Here is a 16,489-nt window from a genome sequence, read left to right as displayed (position 1 = left end):
CCACCATGCCCAAGCAAGCCGTGATCCCCGCCGGTACCGGTACCCCCATCGCCCCCTTCGTGCCTGGCAGCCTGGCCGATGGGGTGCTCTATGTCTCCGGCACTCTGCCGTTCGATGCCCAGAACAACGTGGTCCACGTCGGCGACGCCGCGGCCCAGGCACGCCATGTGCTCACCACCATCCAGGGCGTGGTGGAGGCGGCCGGCGGCACCATGGCCGACGTCACCTTCAACATGATCATGCTCACCGACTGGGCGAACTACGCCGCCATCAATGCGGTGTACGCCGAATTCTTTCCCGGCGAGAAGCCGGCGCGCTACTGCATCCAGTGCGGCCTGGTGAAGCCCGACGCCCTGATCGAGATCGCCAGCATCGCCCATGTCGGCTAGGCCGCGCTCCGTCTAGCCCCTCTCCCCTGGGAGAGGGCTGGGGTGAGGGAAGCCTCAACCACCCAACCTTCAAGGACCGCCCATGCACTTCGAACTCCATGGCCGCCAGGATCCGGCGGCCGAGACCCTGCTGCTCAGCTCCGGGCTGGGTGGCGCCGGGGCCTTCTGGGCGCCGCAACTGGCGGCCCTCGGCGAAAGATTCCGGGTGGTGGTCTATGACCAGACCGGCACCGGCAGGAGCCCGGCCGAATTGCCGGCGGACTACCGCATCCAGCATATGGCGGAGGACCTGCTGGCGCTGGCCGATCGCCTGGAACTCGACCGCTGTCTGTTCATGGGCCATGCGCTGGGTGGCCTGGTGGGCCTGCAGGCCAACCTGCTGCGCCCGGGCCTGATCCGCCGCCAGGTGCTGGTCAATGCCTGGAGCCGGCCCAATCCGCACACCGGGCGCTGCTTCGCCCTGCGTCAACGGCTGCTGCGCGACAGCGGCGCCGCGGCCTATGTCCAGGCCCAGGCGATCTTTCTCTATCCGGCCACCTGGATCGCCGAACACGGCGAGCGCCTGGCCGCCGACGAAGCCCATGCCCTGGCGCACTTCCCCGGCGAGGCCAATGTCCTGCGGCGCATCGGTGCCCTGCTGGCTTTCGACGTGGACGCCGAACTGGCGCGGATCGAGGTGCCGACCCTGGTGCTGGCCAACCGCGACGATGTGCTGGTGCCCTGGACCTCGTCCCAGCGCCTGGCCACGGGCCTGCCCCGGGCCAGCTTCGAATTGCTGGAGTGGGGCGGCCATGCCTCCAGCGTCACCGACCCCGCCACTTTCGACCGGGTGGTGCTCGACTATCTCAGCCAATCTTCCGAGGAATAGCGCCATGTCCGTTGCCCATGCCTTGCCGCCTGCCACGACGCCCGCCGCCCCGGTCGAACGCGACCTCTTCCGTGGGGCCATGGCGCGCCTGGGCGCCGCGGTCAATCTGGTCACCACCGATGGTCCGGCCGGCCCGGCCGGCTTTACCGCCACCGCCGTATGCAGCGTCAGCGACAGCCCGGCGACCCTGCTGGTCTGCCTCAACCGCGGCGCCTCGGTGCATCCGGCCTTCAGCGCCAACGGCGTGCTCTGCGTCAACGTCCTGGCCGCCGGCCAGCAGGCGCTGGCCAACCTCTTCGGCGGCAAGACCGCCATGGCCGAACGCTTCGCCGCGGCGCGCTGGACCCGCCTCGCCACCGGTGCGCCGGTGCTGGACGGCGCCCTGGTGGCCTGCGATTGCCGCATCGCCGGGGTGCAGTCGGTAGGCAGCCACGACCTGTTGCTCTGCGAGGTGCTGGGGGTGGCCGAGCCGGGTGGCGAAGGCGGATTGCTGTACTTCGACCGGCGTTATCACGAGCTGGCCTAGTGGGGGCTGTCGGGCTTCGACGAGGGAGCCGTCTCAACCCAACCCATGACCGCCGTAGGTTGGGTTGAGCGCAGCGAAGCCCGACACCGCCAAGCCGATCCAGCACCCCAAAGCCTTCCCTGTCAGCCCTGACCGCACCCCAGGCGCCACCCCGGTGCACGCTGACCGTTCGAGGTGCAGCGCACCAGCAGCGGATCCTGAGTATCTCCCTCAACCCGCTGTTTTGATTGGCTTTTATAGTTTTTACCAAATGGTCCAAAGATGGCACAACGGTTGCAATTTCACTGCTGCCGTCCTGCCCGGTGAACGTGCGTCGCGCTGTCTCCTTCCGTCCCACTCGTGAGGTCCGTCATGCCGCTGTCCAGTGTTCCCATCATCGATCTGGCCCCCTATTTCGCAGGCTCGACCGCCGGCAAGCAGGCGGTGGCCAAGGCCGTCGACCAGGCCTGCCGCGACATCGGCTTTCTGGTCATCACCCACCACCAGGTGCCCGACGAATTGGTCGAGCGCGTCTCGCGCCTGTCGCGGGCCTTCTTCGACCTGCCGCTGGCCGAGAAACGCAAGGCCGATCGACCGCGCCCGGATCAGGTACGCGGCTACAGCGCAGTGGCCGAGGAAAGCCTGTCCTACAGCCTGGAGGAGGCGGCGCCGGGAGATCTCAAGGAATCCTTTTCCATCGGGCCGCTGGATGTCCCGGAGACGGCCTACTACCGCGGTCCCGAAGCCGGGCCGCACTTCGCGCCCAATGTCTGGCCCGCGGCCATTCCCGGCTTTCGCCAGGCCTATGCCGAGTATTTCGCCGCCATGAGCGATCTGGCGCGCACCCTGATGCGGCTCTTCGCCCTGGGGCTGGACTTGCCGGAGACCTACTTCGACAGCCGCATCGATCGCCACATCAGCATGTTCCGCACCCTCTGCTATCCCCACCAGAAGGAAGCGGCGCTGCCTGGCCAGCTGCGCGCCGGTGCCCATACCGACTACGGCAGCCTGACCATCGTCCGTCCCGACGACGCTCCGGGCGGCCTGCAGGTGCGCAATGCCGACGGCGAGTGGGTGGACGTGCCCAAGGTGCCAGGCAGCTTCGTGGTCAACATCGGCGACCTGATGATGCAGTGGACCAACGACCGCTGGGTCTCGACCCTGCACCGGGTGGTGAATCCACCGGCGGATGCCGGTTGCGACACCCGCCGCCAGTCCCTGGTGTTCTTCCATCAGCCCAACTACGACACCCTCATCGAATGCCTGCCCGGTTGCGCCACGCCCGGCACGCCGCCGCGCCATGCGCCCATCACCTCGGGCGACCACCTGAGATCCAAGTTCGTCAAGCAGACGACCTTTGGCGGTACCCAGACCGGCGTGCGGGTGGCCTGATGCCGAGTCTTTCCTACGTCAACGTCTTCGCCCAGGACGTGGTGGCCCTGAGCGGCTTCTACCAGCGGGTGTTCGGCTTCCCGGAGATCGAGGCGATCCGCTCGCCGATCTTTCGCGGCCTGGACACCGGCAAGACCGCCATCGGCTTCAATGCGCCGGAAGCCTATGAACTGCTGGGGCTGGGCGAATTCGCCGGCAGTGAAGGCTGCCGCTTCCTGCTCAACCTGGAGGTGGACAGCCGCGCCGAGGTGGACCGGCTGGTGCCGGTGGCCGAGGCCGCTGGCGCCCGGCTGCTGAAGGCGCCCTACGAAACCTACTACCACTGGTACCAGGCGGTGCTGCTGGACCCGGAAGGCAACGTGTTCCGTATCAACCACATGTTGTAGACAAGACTAAGGACGAGACGATGCTGAGCAGATGGCTGGGAAGAGTGGCGTGCGTGCTGTTGCTGGTAGGGCTGGGCAGCGTGGCACGGGCGGACGACGAGGGCTTCACCCTCAAGGGCGAGCCGAAGATCGCCATGCTGTATTTCACCGCCAAGAACGACGGCGGCTGGACCCAGGCCATGGACGAGGCGCGGGTCAAGATCGAGAAGGAACTGGGCCTGAAGATCCAGTTCGTGGAAAACGTGCCGGAGACCGCCTCGGCCATCCGCCCGGCGGCCGAGCGCTTCATCAAGCGCGGCGCCAACATCGTCATCGGCACCGCCTTCGGCTATTCCGACACCTTCAAGCAACTGGCCGAGCAGTATCCCGAGGTGGCCTTCCTCAACGCCTCGGGCACCACCAACGGGCGCAACCTGGAATCCTTCTACGGTCGTACCTACGAGAGCCAGTACCTCTGCGGCATGGCCGCGGGCGCGGCCTCCAAGACCGGCAAGCTGGGCTTCGTCGCGGCCAATCCCTTCGGCGTGGTGAACTGGACCATCAACGCCTACGAGCTGGGCGCCCGGCAGATGAATCCCAACGCCACCCTCACGGTGATCTATACCGGCAGCTGGAACGATCCGGTCAAGGAGCGCGCCGCGGCCGCTGCCCTGATCGACCAGGGCGCCGATGTCATCGGCCAGCACGTGGACACCCCCACGCCGCAGATCGTCGCCCAGGAGCGCGGCGTCTATGGCACCGGCCACCACCGCGACATGCGCCAGTTCGCGCCCAAGGCCACCCTCTGTTCCTCGGTGTGGGTCTGGGATCGCTTCCTGGTGCCCGAGCTCAAGCGCGTGATCGCCGGCCACTGGAAACCCGCGCCCAACGGTGCCCTGGTGTCCATGGCCGACGGCGGCACCGACATCGCCGGCTTCGGCGATGCCGTGCCCAAGGCGGCCCAGGAGAAGATCCTGGCCGAGCGCGAGGCCCTGCTCAAGGGCAAGCAGATCTACGCCGGTCCTCTGAATGATCGCGACGGCAAGGAGCGCGTCCCCGCCGGCCAGGTGCTGTCCGACCCGGCGCTGTGGCAGATGGACTGGTTCGTCCAGGGCGTGACGACGCAGAAGTAGCGGTTCACCCCTGGGTGCCGGGCCTCTCGAGGCCCGGCACCGGAGCTGACGCCTGAGTAGGGTGGAAAACCGCGCAGCGTTTTCCACGGAGGCTATCCCTGGACAAAGGCCGACCAGCATGAAAAGACACAACGCCCTGCAACTGCGTGGCGTCGGCAAGACCTTCGATGGCTTCCAGGCGCTGCAGCAGGCGGATTTCCTGGTGCGCTGGGGCGAGGTGCATGCGCTGCTCGGCGAGAACGGCGCAGGCAAGTCGACGCTGATGAACATCGCCGCCGGCCTCTATGCGCCGGAGAGCGGTGAGCTCCTGGTGGACGACAACCTGGTGCGGCTACGCGGTCCGGCGGACGCCGCTCGCTTGCACATCGGCATGGTCCACCAGCACTTCAAGCTGGTGCGCCCCTTCAGCGTGGCGGAGAACGTCCTGCTCGGCCTGCCTGCGGGGGAGGGTAGCCATCGCCGGCGCCTGGCCGAGATCAGCGAGCGCATCCGCCAGCAGGCCGCCGCCCTGGGCTTTGCCATCCGCCCGGAGCAGCGGGTGGCGGACCTGTCCATCGCCGAGCAGCAGCGGGTGGAAATCCTCAAGGTGCTACTGGCCGGGGCGCGCATCCTCATCCTCGACGAACCCACCGCGGTGCTTACCGATGGCGAAGGCGAGCGGCTGTTGCAGACCCTGCGCGCCCTGGCGGCGGAGGGCGCAGCGGTGGTGCTGGTGACCCATCGCATGCAGGACGCCCTGACCTACGCCGACCGCCTCACGGTGATGCGCGGCGGTCGCACCCTGCGCAGCCTGGACCCCGCCGAGGTGTCGGTGGACGAACTGGTACGCCTTACCGTGGGGGACGCCCAGCCGCTGGCCGATACCCCGCGCCGTGCTGCCGGGGCACCGCTGCTCAGGGTGCGCGGCCTGCGCACCCCGGAACGCGGCGGGCGCCGCGCCCTCGACGGTATCGACCTGGAACTGCGCGCTGGCGAGATCTATGGCATCGCCGGCGTTGGCGGCAACGGCCAGGGCGAACTGGCCGATGTGCTGATGGGCCTGCCGCAGCCCTACGAAGGCGAGGTGCGGCTGGAGGGCTTCGGCGATCTGGCCGCGGCTGCCAGCGCCCGCCGCCGCGACCTGCGCATCGCTGCCATTCCCGCCGACCGCTATGGCAGTGCCCTGGCCGGCTCCCTGTCGGTGGCCGACAACTTCGCCATCGGCGCGGTGCACAGCGGTCGCTTCGGCGGCTTCGCCCGCCTGAATAGACGCGCCCAGGAAGCGGCGACCCAGTCGGCGGTGGCGCAATTCGATGTCCAGGGCGTGCGCTCGGTGCGGCAGAAGGCGGCGCTGCTCTCCGGCGGCAACGCCCAGAAGCTGGTGATCGCCCGGGAGTTCGGCCGCGAACCGCGGCTGGTGCTGGCCCACAGCCCCAGCCGTGGCCTCGACGTGCGTGCCGGTGCCGAGGTGCAGGCACGGCTGCTGGCTGCCCGCGAGGCCGGCGCCGCGGTGTTGCTGATCAGCGAAGACCTGGACGAGGTGCTGGCCCTCGCCGATCGCATCGGGGTGATGAGCGCCGGACGCCTCGTCGCCGAATTCCAGCGACCCGCCGATCGCCAGGCGATCGGCCATGCCATGGTGAATCATGCTTGAACCCCTGAGTGCTCCGCTTTCCCCGGTCGATGGCCCGCGACCACGGCAACCGCTGTTCAGCCGGCGCTACACCCTGGAGATCCGCCAGCAGCTGGCCTGGCCCTGGCAGGCGCTGATCCTCGGCCTGGCGCTGCTCTTGGGCCTGGGCCTGTCGGCTGCGATCCTGGTCCTGGCCGGGGTGCCGGCCGGCGAGTTGCTCAACGAATTCGTGGTCGCCACCCTGTTCGATGCCCAGAGTCTGCAGGCCACCCTGTTCCAGGCCGCGCCGGTGATCCTGGTCGGTCTGGCCGGCTGCCTGGCCTTTCGCGCGCGCTTCTGGAACCTGGGCCTGGAAGGCCAGATGATCTGGGGGGCCATCGGCGCCACGGCGGTGTCGCTGTTCGAGATCGGTCCGGAGGCCCTGCGCCTGCCGCTTATGCTGGTGGCGGCGCTGCTCGGCGGTCTGCTCTGGGCGCTGGCGTCCTTGCTGCTCAAGCTGCGCCTAGGGGTGAACGAGATCATCGCCTCGCTGATGCTCAACTACATCGCCGCCAACTTCCTGCTGCACCTGGTGTTCGGTCCCTGGAAGGACCCGCGCGACGCCTTTCCCTATTCGCCGCTGTTCCGCCCATTCGAGCGGCTGCCGGAGTTGCTGCCCGGGCTGAGTCTGGCGGTGCCCCTGGCGCTGCTGGTGGCGGTGCTGGCCTGGTGGTTCGTGGCCCTGAGCCGGGCCGGGCTCTACCTGAGATTCGTCGACGCCAATCCGCGGGTGGCCGGCGCCGTGGGGGTGCCGGTGCGCACCACCATCCTCGCCACGGTGCTGGCCTCCGGCGCCCTGGCCGGGTTGGCCGGCTTCGTGGTGGCGGCCGGGCAGGAGGGGCGGCTGACCCAGTCCTTCTACCAGGGCTATGGCTTCTCCGGGATCCTCATCGCCTTCCTGGCGCGCAACAACCCCCTGGCCGCCGCCGTGGTGGCCTTCCTGGTGGCGACCCTGTTCGTCGCCGGGCGCAATCTGCAGGTGTTCTACCAGATCCCCTTCGCCATGGTGCAGCTGATCCAGGCGCTGATCGTCATCTGCGTGGCGTCCTCGGATTTCTTCATCCGCCATCGGCTCAGACGCAGCCAGGGAGGTGCCGCTTGAACCTGCTCGCCAGCTGGCTGGGTAACGTCCCCGACTTCGCCATACCCTACGCCCTGGCGGCGCTGGGGCTGATCCTCACGGAAAGATCCGGGGTGCTGGCCCTGCATGCCGAGGGCCTGATGCTGGTCGGCGCGCTGTTCGGCATCGGCGCGCAACTGGCCCTGGGCAATGCCGGCCTGGCGCTGCTGGCGGCCATGGGCGCGGCGGCGCTGGTCTCGCTGCTGTTCGCGGTCATGGTGATCTGGCTGCGCATCAACCAGGTGATCGCCGGCCTGACCCTGGTGTTCTTCTGCCAGGGCCTCACCGGCCTGCTCGGTACCCTCTGGGGCTGGACCAACCAGCCAGTGGCCGGCCTGCCGGCGCTGGCGCTCTGGCCGCTGTCGGAGCTGCCGCTGGTGGGGCGTCTATTCCAGCAGAACCTGCTGGTCTACCTGACTCCGTTGATCTTTCTCGCCGTCATCGCCTGGCTCGAACGCACCACCCCCGGCCTGCGCCTGCGGGCGGTGGGCGAGAATCCCCAGGCGGCCGATGCCGCCGGTCTCTCGGTGGCCGGCTATCGACTGCTGGCGATCCTCGCCGGCGCGGCGCTGGTGGGTCTCGCCGGCGGCTACATCGCCGTGCTCAGCACCAAGCTGTGGATCGCCGAGATGACCGGCGGCCGTGGCTGGATCGCCGTGGCCCTGGTGATCTTCGCCCGCTGGTCGCCCTGGCGCGCCCTGGCCGGGGCATTGCTGTTCGGCTGCATCGAGGCGCTGATTCCGCAACTGGCCGCCGCCGGGGTGCGGCTGTCGCAATACTTCATCCTGATGGCGCCCTATGCCGTCACCCTGGGCGTGATGATCTGGGTCGCCCTGGCCGGGCGTGACCGCCTGAGCCAACCCGGCGCCCTGGGCGAAGCCTATGTCCGTGAGGAGCGTCGATGAACCTGCGTGTTTTCGTCTATGAGGAACCCCGGCTGCTGGCGCGGACGGACTTCGCCGATTACCTGGACCCGAGCACCACGGCGGTGCTGTCCATCGATCTGCACCGCGGCCACCTGGACGCCTCGCCGGATTGCCCCTGCCCGGCGCCACGCGCCCGCGACCTGGTGGCGCCGGTGGATACCTTCCACCGCCAGGCCCGCGCCCTGGGCGTGCGCATCGTCCATGTGAAGTCGGTACTGCGCGCCAATGGCACCGACGACCTGGGCGGCATTCCCGCGGCCTGGCGACGGACCTTTCCGCTGCACGTCGGGCCGATTCCCAATGCCGACGCCCATGCCGTGGAAGGCTCGCCCTGGACCGAGTTGCTGACCGAGGTGCTGCCCGAGGATCTGCGGGTGGAAAACAAGCGGCGGCTGTCGGCCTTCTATCCCACCGACCTGGACTTCCTGCTGCGCAACCAGCGCATCACCACCGTGGTGCTGGTTGGCGGCTTCACCGACTGCTGCGTGCTCAACACCGCCTTCGATGCCAGCAACCGCACCTATCGCGTCATCGTCCTGCGCGACCTGGTGCGAGGGACCGATGAAAGCCTGGAGCGCGCGGCGCTGAGCATGGTCTCCCTGCACCTCGGACTGGTGATGGAATCCCAGGATCTGCTCGCGGCCTGGGGTGCTGGCAGCGGCTCCTGATCGCGGTCCGTTGGGCTTAGACGATGGAGCCGTCTCGACCCAACCTGCGCGGGGAGCCGCCGTAGGTTGGCTTGAGTATCCAACACCTCAGGGCACCCTCGGCGACACCGTGAAGGCGCGGAAGCGCTCCTTGAGATTGCCGGGGCGGGCGCCCTGCCAGAGCAGCTGCCAGCCCGGCGGTACCGCCACGGCTTCGTGCCATTCGTCCTGCACCACCAGCACCTGGCAGGGCACCTGTCGCAGCGCGGTCAGCTCCAATGGGGGGTAGCCGCCGTAGACGTGCAGCATGGAACGCTCCGACTCGCCCAGGCCGTAGCTGGCCACGCAATCCGTCCGTGGCAGCACCCGCTGCAACTCGGTGAAGGGCCGGGCATAGCTGTTGCCCAGGTCGACCCAGGGCAGCCAGAGGCTGTTGGCCAGACTCCAGCTCACGGTGAGGCCGACGAACCAGAGACTGCCGGGTGCCAGGCGTCTGTGCAGTCCTAGTGCCAGGCCCCAGCCGAGCAACGCCAGCGCGGCGAGGGTCCAGGCCAGCAGGCCGACCGGCAGTCGTTCAGCGAGCGGCAGATGGTCCCGGACCAGCGCTGGCCAGGGTAGCGGCCAGCCCAGCGCCAGGCCGAAACCGCCCAAGGTCAGCAAGACGATGATCGGCGTCCAGAAGGCCAGGCCGAGGGTGCGCCCGAGGGCGGCGAGCGCGGGCGGAGGCTGCAGCCGCGCCGCCAGCAGTGCCAGGGCCGGAAACAGCGGCAGCAGATAGAGGCTGCGGAACACCGCCGACTTGAGCAGGACCGCCAGGCAGACGATGGCATAGAGCACCACCGTGGCCAGTCCCGGATGCCGACCCAGGCGCTTCAGCGGGCTGCCGCCGCGGCGATACAGCTGCCAGAGCGTGGCGCCCAGCAGGATCAGCCCGGTGGGAAAGGACAGCGCCAGCAGATCCGCCAGGCTGGAGGCCAGGCCATCGGTATCGCTGTTGCGCGCCTCCAGGCCGAAGAAGCGGCCGATGTTGTTGGTCCACAGCCAGGTATGGAACAGCTCCGGCGACCGGTGCCAGAGCAGCGCCGGCCAGACCAGCAGCCAGGGCAGGGCGGCCAGGCTGGCGGCGAGCAGCCAGTGCCGTCCTTCCGGCTCGACCAGCCGCCGCGGCCAGCAGAGCGCACAAAGCAGCCCGGTGAGGCCCAGCACCCCGGGGACCAGCAGGCCCTTGCTCATGAAGGCGATGCCCAGGCCGCTGCCGAACAGTAGGCCACGGCGCCAGGGATGGCGGTTGTCGTGCAGCTGCGCGGCCAGCCCGGCAAGGCCCAGGGTGGCGCCGGCCAGTTGCGGCACGTCGGCGATCAGCAGATGACTGTGCTGCACCACCCCGAGCATGCCCAGCAGGGCGAGCACGGCCTCGCGCCGGCGGCCGGGCAGCAGCCTCTGGGTCAGCCAGGCGAGGGCGGCCAGGGTCACCAGCATCCAGCCCAGCACCGCCAGCCGTGCGCCGTCGGGCGCACTCAGCCAGGGCGTGGCCAGTCGCGCGGTCAAGGCGCCTGTCCAGTACATCAGCGGCGGCTTTTCCATGAAGGGCGCGGTGCCGACTCGGGGCACCAGCCAGTCCGGGGTGGTGAGGAAATTCCACACCATGCCGAAGGAATAGGGTTCGTCGGCCTTCCACAGACCACGACCGAACAGGCCGGCGAGCAGGTAGGCGGCCAGGCAGCCGAGCAGCAAGGCCCGCTCCAGCTGTGCGGCTCTGGGGGAGGCGGTGGAAGAGGAGGGGAGCACGGCAGGGACTCTTGGCGGAATCCTGCCGGTATACGGGAGTTGGCTTAGAGGGGGCTTAAGAGGTTAGCGGGGGGCGATCGCGGCCATGGGCCGCTCCTACAGGCTTGGATTGGGCCTGTAGGAGCGGCCCATGGCCGCGATTGCTGGTATTGGTGCCAGGGCTGGTTATCGAGCGCTTTGAAGGTTTTTGTTTCGCCCACCCGGGCGACTCACTTTTTTCAGTCGCGGCTGCGCGCCCCGCAAAAAAGTAAGCAAAAACGCTTGCCCCGGGCATCCGGCCCTCCGCTTCGCTTCGGGTGCGCTCACGCCAGCGCCGTTCCGGGGTCGGTCCAGATGGGCCGTCCATGGCCCACTGGACCTCTCGCCGCATCCATGCGGCTCGCCCCACTTCACGACACTGGCGTTCGCCCTCCTGAACGGGGCGATTCGCTAGCCTGATGCCTTGGGTGCAAACCGGTAGGGTGGACAACGGCGCAGCCTTGTCCACGCGATAGGCCTTACTCCCTCAGTGGAAAACGCTGCGCGGTTTTCCACGCTACGAATCGCTCTGACTTTGCCTGTAAACACCGTAGTCTCAGGCTGGCCTCCCGTCCCCGTCAGTGAGGCCGAGTGCAGGTGTTGCGGAGGGAGGTGCGAGGCAGGACACCCCTTCGTGCCGTGCCCCTAGAGCGCCGCCGGAGCGAAGGGCCGAACGTGAGGCATGCGTTTTTGCATACTTTTGTCCGGGGCGCGCAGCCGCGACTGGCAAAAGTGACTCGCCCGAGGGGGCGAAACAAAAGCCATCCGAGCACTCGATAAGCAAATAGGGCACTGATAAGCCAAGACATCACGGCAGACTCCGTGTTGGGCTTCGCTCCGCTCAACCCAACCTACGAATCCATCTACCAAGCCTCAGGCCAGGTGCTGCAACCGCTCCACCAACAGCGCATGCAACTTCGGATCACCGCAGGCGAGGATGGCGCCGCCCTGCTGGGCATCGCCGCCGTCCCAGGCGGTCATGCGGCCGCCGGCGCCTTCGATGATGGGGATCAGTGCCTGGACGTCGTAGGGCTGCAGGCCCGCCTCGATGATGACGTCGACGAAGCCCGAGGCCAGCATGCAGTAGGCGTAGCAGTCGCCGCCGAAGCGGGCCAGCTGTACCTCGGCCGCCACGGCGTCGAAGGCGGCCAGGCGCTCGGGGGTGTCGAAGATATCGCGGCTGGTGCACATCAGCCGGGCCTGGGCCAGGCTGGCGCAGGGACGGGTGCGCAGGGCCGCGCCGTTGCGCCAGGCGCCGGCCGGGGTGCCCAGGTAGCGTTCGCCGGTGAAGGGCTGGTTCATCACCCCAATCACCGGGCGGCTGCCGTCGTTGAGCGCCACCAGGGTGCCCCACAGCGGCAGGCCGGTGATGAAGGCGCGGGTGCCGTCGATGGGGTCGAGCACCCAGCTCAGGGGGCTGCTGCCGGCGACGTTTTCCTCTTCCTCGCCGAGGATGCCGTGATCCGGGTGCTCGGCCTGGATGAGTTCGCGCATGGCCCGTTCGGCGGCCTTGTCGGCGATGGTCACCGGGTCGTAGCGACGCCCGGCGACGGCCGCGTCGCCCTTGTCGTCCACCGCCAGCTGGGCGCGGAAGTAGGGCTGGATGGCCACGGCGGCGGCATCGGCCAGGCGCTCGGCGAAGCGTTCGTAGTAGGAAATCTCGGCAGCGGTCAGGCTCATGCTCATTTCACCAGGCGGGCGTCGAGGCTGTTCTGCGCCAGGCGCCGGGCCTGCTCCTGGGTCATGCCCAGGCCTTCGTGCAGGGCCATGAAGTTCTCGGTGACGTAGCCGCCGAAGTAGGCCGGGTCGTCGGAGTTGACGGTGACCTTGAGGCCGCGGTCGAGCATCTTGAGGATGGTGTGCTGGCTCATGTCGTCGAACACGCAGAGCTTGGTGTTGGACAGCGGGCAGACGGTGAGCGGGATCTGCTGGTCGACCAGGCGAGCCATCAGGCGCTCGTCCTCGAAGGCGCGCACGCCGTGGTCGATCCGCACCACGCCGAGTTGGTCGAGGGCTTCCCAGATGTACTCCGGCGGACCTTCCTCGCCGGCGTGGGCGACGGCCGGAAAGCCTTCGGCGCGGGCACGGGCGAAGACGCGCTTGAACTTGCTCGGCGGATGCCCCTTTTCCGAGCTGTCCAGGCCGACGGCGACGAAGTGGTCGCGGAACGGCAGCGCCTGATCCAGGGTGGCCTGGGCGGCGTCCTCGGACAGGTGCCGCAGAAAGCTCAGGATCAGCCCGCTGGTCACGCCCAGCTGCTTTTCCCCATCGGCCAGCGCCTGGGTGATGCCGCGCACCACCACCTCGAAGGGAATGCCGCGATCGGTGTGGGTCTGGGGATCGAAGAAGGGTTCGGTGTGGATGACGTTCTGTTCCTTGCACTTGAGCAGATAGGCCCAGGTCAGGTCGTAGAAGTCCTGCTCGGTGCGCAGCACGTCGGCACCGGCGTAATAGAGGTCGAGGAATTCCTGCAGATTGCCGAAGTTGTAGGCGGCGCGCAGGGCTTCGACATCACCCCAGGGCAGGGCGACGCCATGGCGCTCGGCCAGCTTGAACAGCAACTCGGGCTCCAGGGTGCCTTCCAGGTGCAGGTGCAGTTCGGCCTTGGGCAGGGCGTTGAGCCAGTCGTACATGGGATCCTCGGGATAGCTTGAATCAGGAAAAGATGGACGATTGTCGCACGCTTTGCCCGGTTTTCCGCAGCCATCCGGGTTCCCGCTGACCGATGTACGGTGGCTTCGTCGGTCAGAAATTCCCAGCATTCCACGCTTTGGGCCAGCAAAAGGCCATAACGCCTGCATCGGGTCTGGATCTGACTACAATCGGGACGCATGGCTCCAAACACCACGCGTGAGGTATCCGTGCAGACCGTTCAGGATCATGTTGGCGGCAAGAACAACAATCTCAATCTGATTCGCATGATTGCGGCGCTCGCCGTGGTCTTCAGCCACAGCTTCGCCATCTCCAGTGGCACCCCCACGGCGGAGCCCGGACGCGAGAGCCTGGGCATGACCCTGGGCGACATCGCGGTCGACATCTTCTTCATCACCAGCGGTTTCCTGGTCACCAAGAGCCTGCTCAGCCGGGCCGACATCATCGATTTCGTCTGGGGTCGCGCCCTGCGGGTGGTACCTGGGCTGCTGGTGATGCTGGTGCTGACGGTGCTCGGCCTCGGCGCCTGGCTGACCCGGGCGCCCCTGCAGGATTATCTGAGCGATCCCCAGACCTGGTTCTATCTGTTCAAGAACACCGGCCTGATCGCCGGCGCCGAGTTCGACCTGCCCGGGCTGTTCGAAGGCAATCCGCTGCAGGCCATCGTCAATGGCTCGCTGTGGACGCTGCCCTTCGAGGTAGGCATGTACGGCGCCCTGGCGCTGCTCTGGCTGGCCGTGCTCTGGCTGCGCCTGGACAGTCGCCACTTCCAGCGCGCCATCCTGCTGTTCGCCGTGGGCGCCGCCCTGTTCAAGCTGTTCGCCCACTACTTCTTCGCCAGCGAATCCCATCTGCTGCGGCTGTTCCAGATGTTCTTTCTCGGTGGCGCCTTCTATGTGCTGCGCGCCTACATCCCACTGTCGCGCGCGCTCTTCGTCGCCGCCGTAGCGCTGCTGGCGGTGGCCATGCCCGACCGTGACAGCTTCTTTCTGGTCTATAACCTGGTGCTGGGCTACGTGCTGCTCTATCTCGCCTTCGTGCCGGCCGGGCGCATCCGCGCCTTCAACGAGGTGGGCGACTATTCCTATGGTCTGTACATCTACTCCTTTCCGGTGCAGCAGACCCTGGCGGCGGTGATCCCCGGCATCGAGGCCTGGACCATGGTGATCCTTTCCATCGGCATCACCCTGCCGCTGGCGGTGGTGTCCTGGTACCTGGTCGAGCGTCACGCCCTGGGCTATCGCCAGGTCTGCGCCACCGGCACCAAGGCGGTGTGGAGGCGTCTGGCGCCGCGCGCCCGGGTCGGCTGAGGGGCCGCCGCGCGGGGGAGCAGGGCAGAGGCGTATCGAGGTGCGAGCGTTTTGCCGTCTATGGCGGTCGTAACAAGGCATTGCTCAACCAAGGACGCCTTTTCCATGCTCGCCGCCCTCAAAGACGAAACCCTGCTGCTGGTCGCCATCGGTGCCACGGTGCTGGCCTATGTGTTCGAACACGCGCTGCTCGGCGGTGGCCAGACCCTGGCGCTGGTCGTCGCCGGCGGCCTGATCGCCGCCATCATCTGCGCGGCCATGCGCGTCGCCCACCACGCCGAATTGCTGGCGGAAAAGGTCGGCGATCCCTACGGCACCATGATCCTGACCCTTTCCGCCGTGCTGGTGGAGGTGATCATCCTGGCGATCATGATGAGCCACGACCACTCGCCGACCCTGGCCCGCGACACCATCTACGCCGCGGTGATGCTGGACATGAACGGCATCATCGGTCTCGCGGCACTGCTCGGCGGCCTCAAGCACGGCGAGCAGCCCTACAACGACGACTCCAGCCGCAGCTACGGCGTGATGATCATGACCGCGGTGAGCATTTCCATGCTGGTGCCGGAATTCATCCCCACGGCCCAGTGGCACGTCTATTCCTTCTTCACCATCGGCGCCATGGCGCTGCTCTATGCGCTGTTCCTGCGCATGCAGACCGGTCCACACAGCTACTTCTTCAGCTACAGCTACCCAGAGAAGAAGCGCAAGCGCCCGGCCGTGGAAGGGCAGGGCGAGGCAGGCGGCCATGGCGAGAGCAGCTCGGCGCTGTCCATCGGCCTCCTGATCGTCGGCATCGTCGCCACCGGGGCCCTGGCCGAGGTGATGTCCAAGTCGCTGGATACCGGTCTGGAAGGCCTGGCCGTGCCGGCCCTGGTGCCTGCCCTGGTGGTGGCGGTGATCTCCGCCAGTCCGGAGATCCTCACGGCCCTGCGCGCGGCCATGGCCAATCGCATGCAGTCGGTGATCAACATCGCCCTGGGCGCCAGCCTGTCCACCGTCATCCTCACCGTACCGGTGGTGGAAGCCATCGCCCTGTTCAATGGCCAGCCCATCCAGATGGCCATGACCCCGGTGCAGACGGTGATGATGGCCGTGACCCTGATCGTCGCCGCCATCAACCTCAACGACGGCGAGACCAACGCCATCGAGGGCATGACCCACTTCGTGCTGTTCGGTACCTTCATCATGCTGACCATCCTCGGTCTCTAGGGACGCGCCATGATCGACAGCGAGGTCATCAGCAACTACGGCTACGGCGCCGCCGTGCTGGGCGCCCTGATTGAGGGCGATGGCGTGGCCATCCTGGCCGGCATCGCCGCCCGCCACGGCTATCTGCTGTTTCCGCTCACGGCCGTCTGCGTGGCCCTGGGCGGCTTCATCGGTGACCAGACGCTGTTCTTTCTCGGGCGGCGCTACGGCGACAGCATCCTCGGTCGTTTCAAGCGCCAGCAGGCACGCATCGACTGGCTGCGCAGCCGTATCCATCGCCACGAGGCGCTGTGGATCATCGGCATCCGCTTCGCCTACGGCTTCCGCCTGATCGGCCCGCTGCTGATCGGCGCCAGCGGCGTACGCCCACGGCGCTTCCTGTTCTACAACATCATCGGCGCGTTGCTCTGGGGCTTCGTCATGACCGGCATCGGCTATGCGGTGGGCGAGATCCTGCGCGACTTCTTCGCCGAGCATCATGTGTCGAAGCGGTGGTTCTTCGCAGCGGCGATC

At 67.8% G+C, this 16,489-nt stretch carries 16 protein-coding genes; 13 read left to right on the top strand and 3 right to left on the bottom strand.

Annotated elements, in window-relative coordinates; genetic code table 11:
* Window positions 1-5 precede the first annotated feature (5 nt).
* From rutC to OXS31_RS20225, 10 genes are all read left to right on the top strand, one after another.
* Entirely contained in the window at window positions 6-389 is a 384-nt protein-coding gene (gene rutC, locus OXS31_RS20270; RefSeq protein WP_027600052.1) for a pyrimidine utilization protein C, read from the top strand.
* 82 nt (window positions 390-471) lie between these two features.
* Complete coding sequence (gene rutD / locus OXS31_RS20265; RefSeq protein ID WP_267401514.1) at window positions 472-1,257, top strand: pyrimidine utilization protein D; 786 nt, start codon at window positions 472-474, stop codon at window positions 1,255-1,257.
* A 4-nt stretch (window positions 1,258-1,261) separates the two neighbouring features.
* Window positions 1,262-1,783, top strand: a complete 522-nt coding sequence (locus tag OXS31_RS20260) for a flavin reductase (RefSeq protein ID WP_042138494.1) — start codon at window positions 1,262-1,264, stop codon at window positions 1,781-1,783.
* A 351-nt stretch (window positions 1,784-2,134) separates the two neighbouring features.
* Window positions 2,135-3,154 (top strand): 2-oxoglutarate and iron-dependent oxygenase domain-containing protein, encoded by a 1,020-nt coding sequence (locus OXS31_RS20255; protein WP_027600055.1) that lies wholly within the window; start codon window positions 2,135-2,137, stop codon window positions 3,152-3,154.
* On the top strand, window positions 3,154-3,540 hold the full coding sequence (locus OXS31_RS20250; RefSeq protein ID WP_027600056.1) for a VOC family protein: 387 nt from the start codon (window positions 3,154-3,156) through the stop codon (window positions 3,538-3,540). Before OXS31_RS20255 ends, OXS31_RS20250 begins: the two co-directional genes overlap by 1 nt.
* 20 nt (window positions 3,541-3,560) lie before the next feature.
* The gene (locus tag OXS31_RS20245) at window positions 3,561-4,652 is read left to right on the top strand and encodes a BMP family ABC transporter substrate-binding protein (protein WP_139346904.1); all 1,092 of its coding nucleotides are present in this window, start codon (window positions 3,561-3,563) and stop codon (window positions 4,650-4,652) included.
* A 118-nt stretch (window positions 4,653-4,770) separates the two neighbouring features.
* Window positions 4,771-6,285: an ABC transporter ATP-binding protein gene (locus tag OXS31_RS20240; RefSeq protein ID WP_267401512.1), complete on the top strand. Its 1,515-nt coding sequence runs from the start codon at window positions 4,771-4,773 to the stop codon at window positions 6,283-6,285.
* Window positions 6,278-7,405 (top strand): ABC transporter permease, encoded by a 1,128-nt coding sequence (locus OXS31_RS20235; RefSeq protein ID WP_267401511.1) that lies wholly within the window; start codon window positions 6,278-6,280, stop codon window positions 7,403-7,405. The genes OXS31_RS20240 and OXS31_RS20235 overlap by 8 nt, the downstream gene beginning before the upstream one ends.
* Window positions 7,402-8,328, top strand: coding sequence for an ABC transporter permease (locus OXS31_RS20230; protein ID WP_027600937.1), 927 nt, complete (start codon window positions 7,402-7,404; stop codon window positions 8,326-8,328). Before OXS31_RS20235 ends, OXS31_RS20230 begins: the two co-directional genes overlap by 4 nt.
* Complete coding sequence (locus tag OXS31_RS20225) at window positions 8,325-9,017, top strand: isochorismatase family cysteine hydrolase (RefSeq protein WP_267401510.1); 693 nt, start codon at window positions 8,325-8,327, stop codon at window positions 9,015-9,017. The genes OXS31_RS20230 and OXS31_RS20225 overlap by 4 nt, the downstream gene beginning before the upstream one ends.
* 87 nt (window positions 9,018-9,104) lie before the next feature.
* Here the strand turns inward: OXS31_RS20225 and OXS31_RS20220 are convergent, their stop codons facing one another.
* The 3 genes from OXS31_RS20220 to OXS31_RS20210 all read right to left on the bottom strand — a co-directional run bounded on the left by OXS31_RS20220 (window position 9,105) and on the right by OXS31_RS20210 (window position 13,435).
* Window positions 9,105-10,784, bottom strand: a complete 1,680-nt coding sequence (locus OXS31_RS20220) for a hypothetical protein (protein WP_267401509.1) — start codon at window positions 10,782-10,784, stop codon at window positions 9,105-9,107.
* 891 nt (window positions 10,785-11,675) lie between these two features.
* Window positions 11,676-12,482 carry a histidinol-phosphatase gene (hisN, locus tag OXS31_RS20215; RefSeq protein ID WP_108582423.1) on the bottom strand — a complete coding sequence of 269 codons (807 nt, stop codon included), beginning with the start codon at window positions 12,480-12,482 and terminating at the stop codon, window positions 11,676-11,678.
* 2 nt (window positions 12,483-12,484) lie between these two features.
* Complete coding sequence (locus tag OXS31_RS20210; protein ID WP_077171511.1) at window positions 12,485-13,435, bottom strand: adenosine deaminase; 951 nt, start codon at window positions 13,433-13,435, stop codon at window positions 12,485-12,487.
* Between the two features lie 228 nt (window positions 13,436-13,663).
* On the opposite strand from OXS31_RS20210, the gene OXS31_RS20205 reads away from it, so the two are divergent.
* From OXS31_RS20205 to OXS31_RS20195, 3 genes are all read left to right on the top strand, one after another.
* Window positions 13,664-14,764 (top strand): acyltransferase, encoded by a 1,101-nt coding sequence (locus OXS31_RS20205; protein WP_267401508.1) that lies wholly within the window; start codon window positions 13,664-13,666, stop codon window positions 14,762-14,764.
* Between the two features lie 105 nt (window positions 14,765-14,869).
* The gene (locus tag OXS31_RS20200; protein WP_150339653.1) at window positions 14,870-15,976 is read left to right on the top strand and encodes a calcium:proton antiporter; all 1,107 of its coding nucleotides are present in this window, start codon (window positions 14,870-14,872) and stop codon (window positions 15,974-15,976) included.
* A 9-nt stretch (window positions 15,977-15,985) separates the two neighbouring features.
* Window positions 15,986-16,489, top strand: a 504-nt coding sequence (locus tag OXS31_RS20195) for a DedA family protein (protein ID WP_267401507.1), incomplete at its 3' end; no start/stop codon positions are given.

The organism is Pseudomonas sp. GM_Psu_1, from assembly GCF_026544185.1.
In the GTDB taxonomy this organism is placed as follows: domain Bacteria; phylum Pseudomonadota; class Gammaproteobacteria; order Pseudomonadales; family Pseudomonadaceae; genus Chryseomonas; species Chryseomonas oryzihabitans.
The sequence above is the reverse complement of the archived record's forward strand: the minus strand, read 5'-3'. Positions and strand labels throughout refer to the sequence as shown.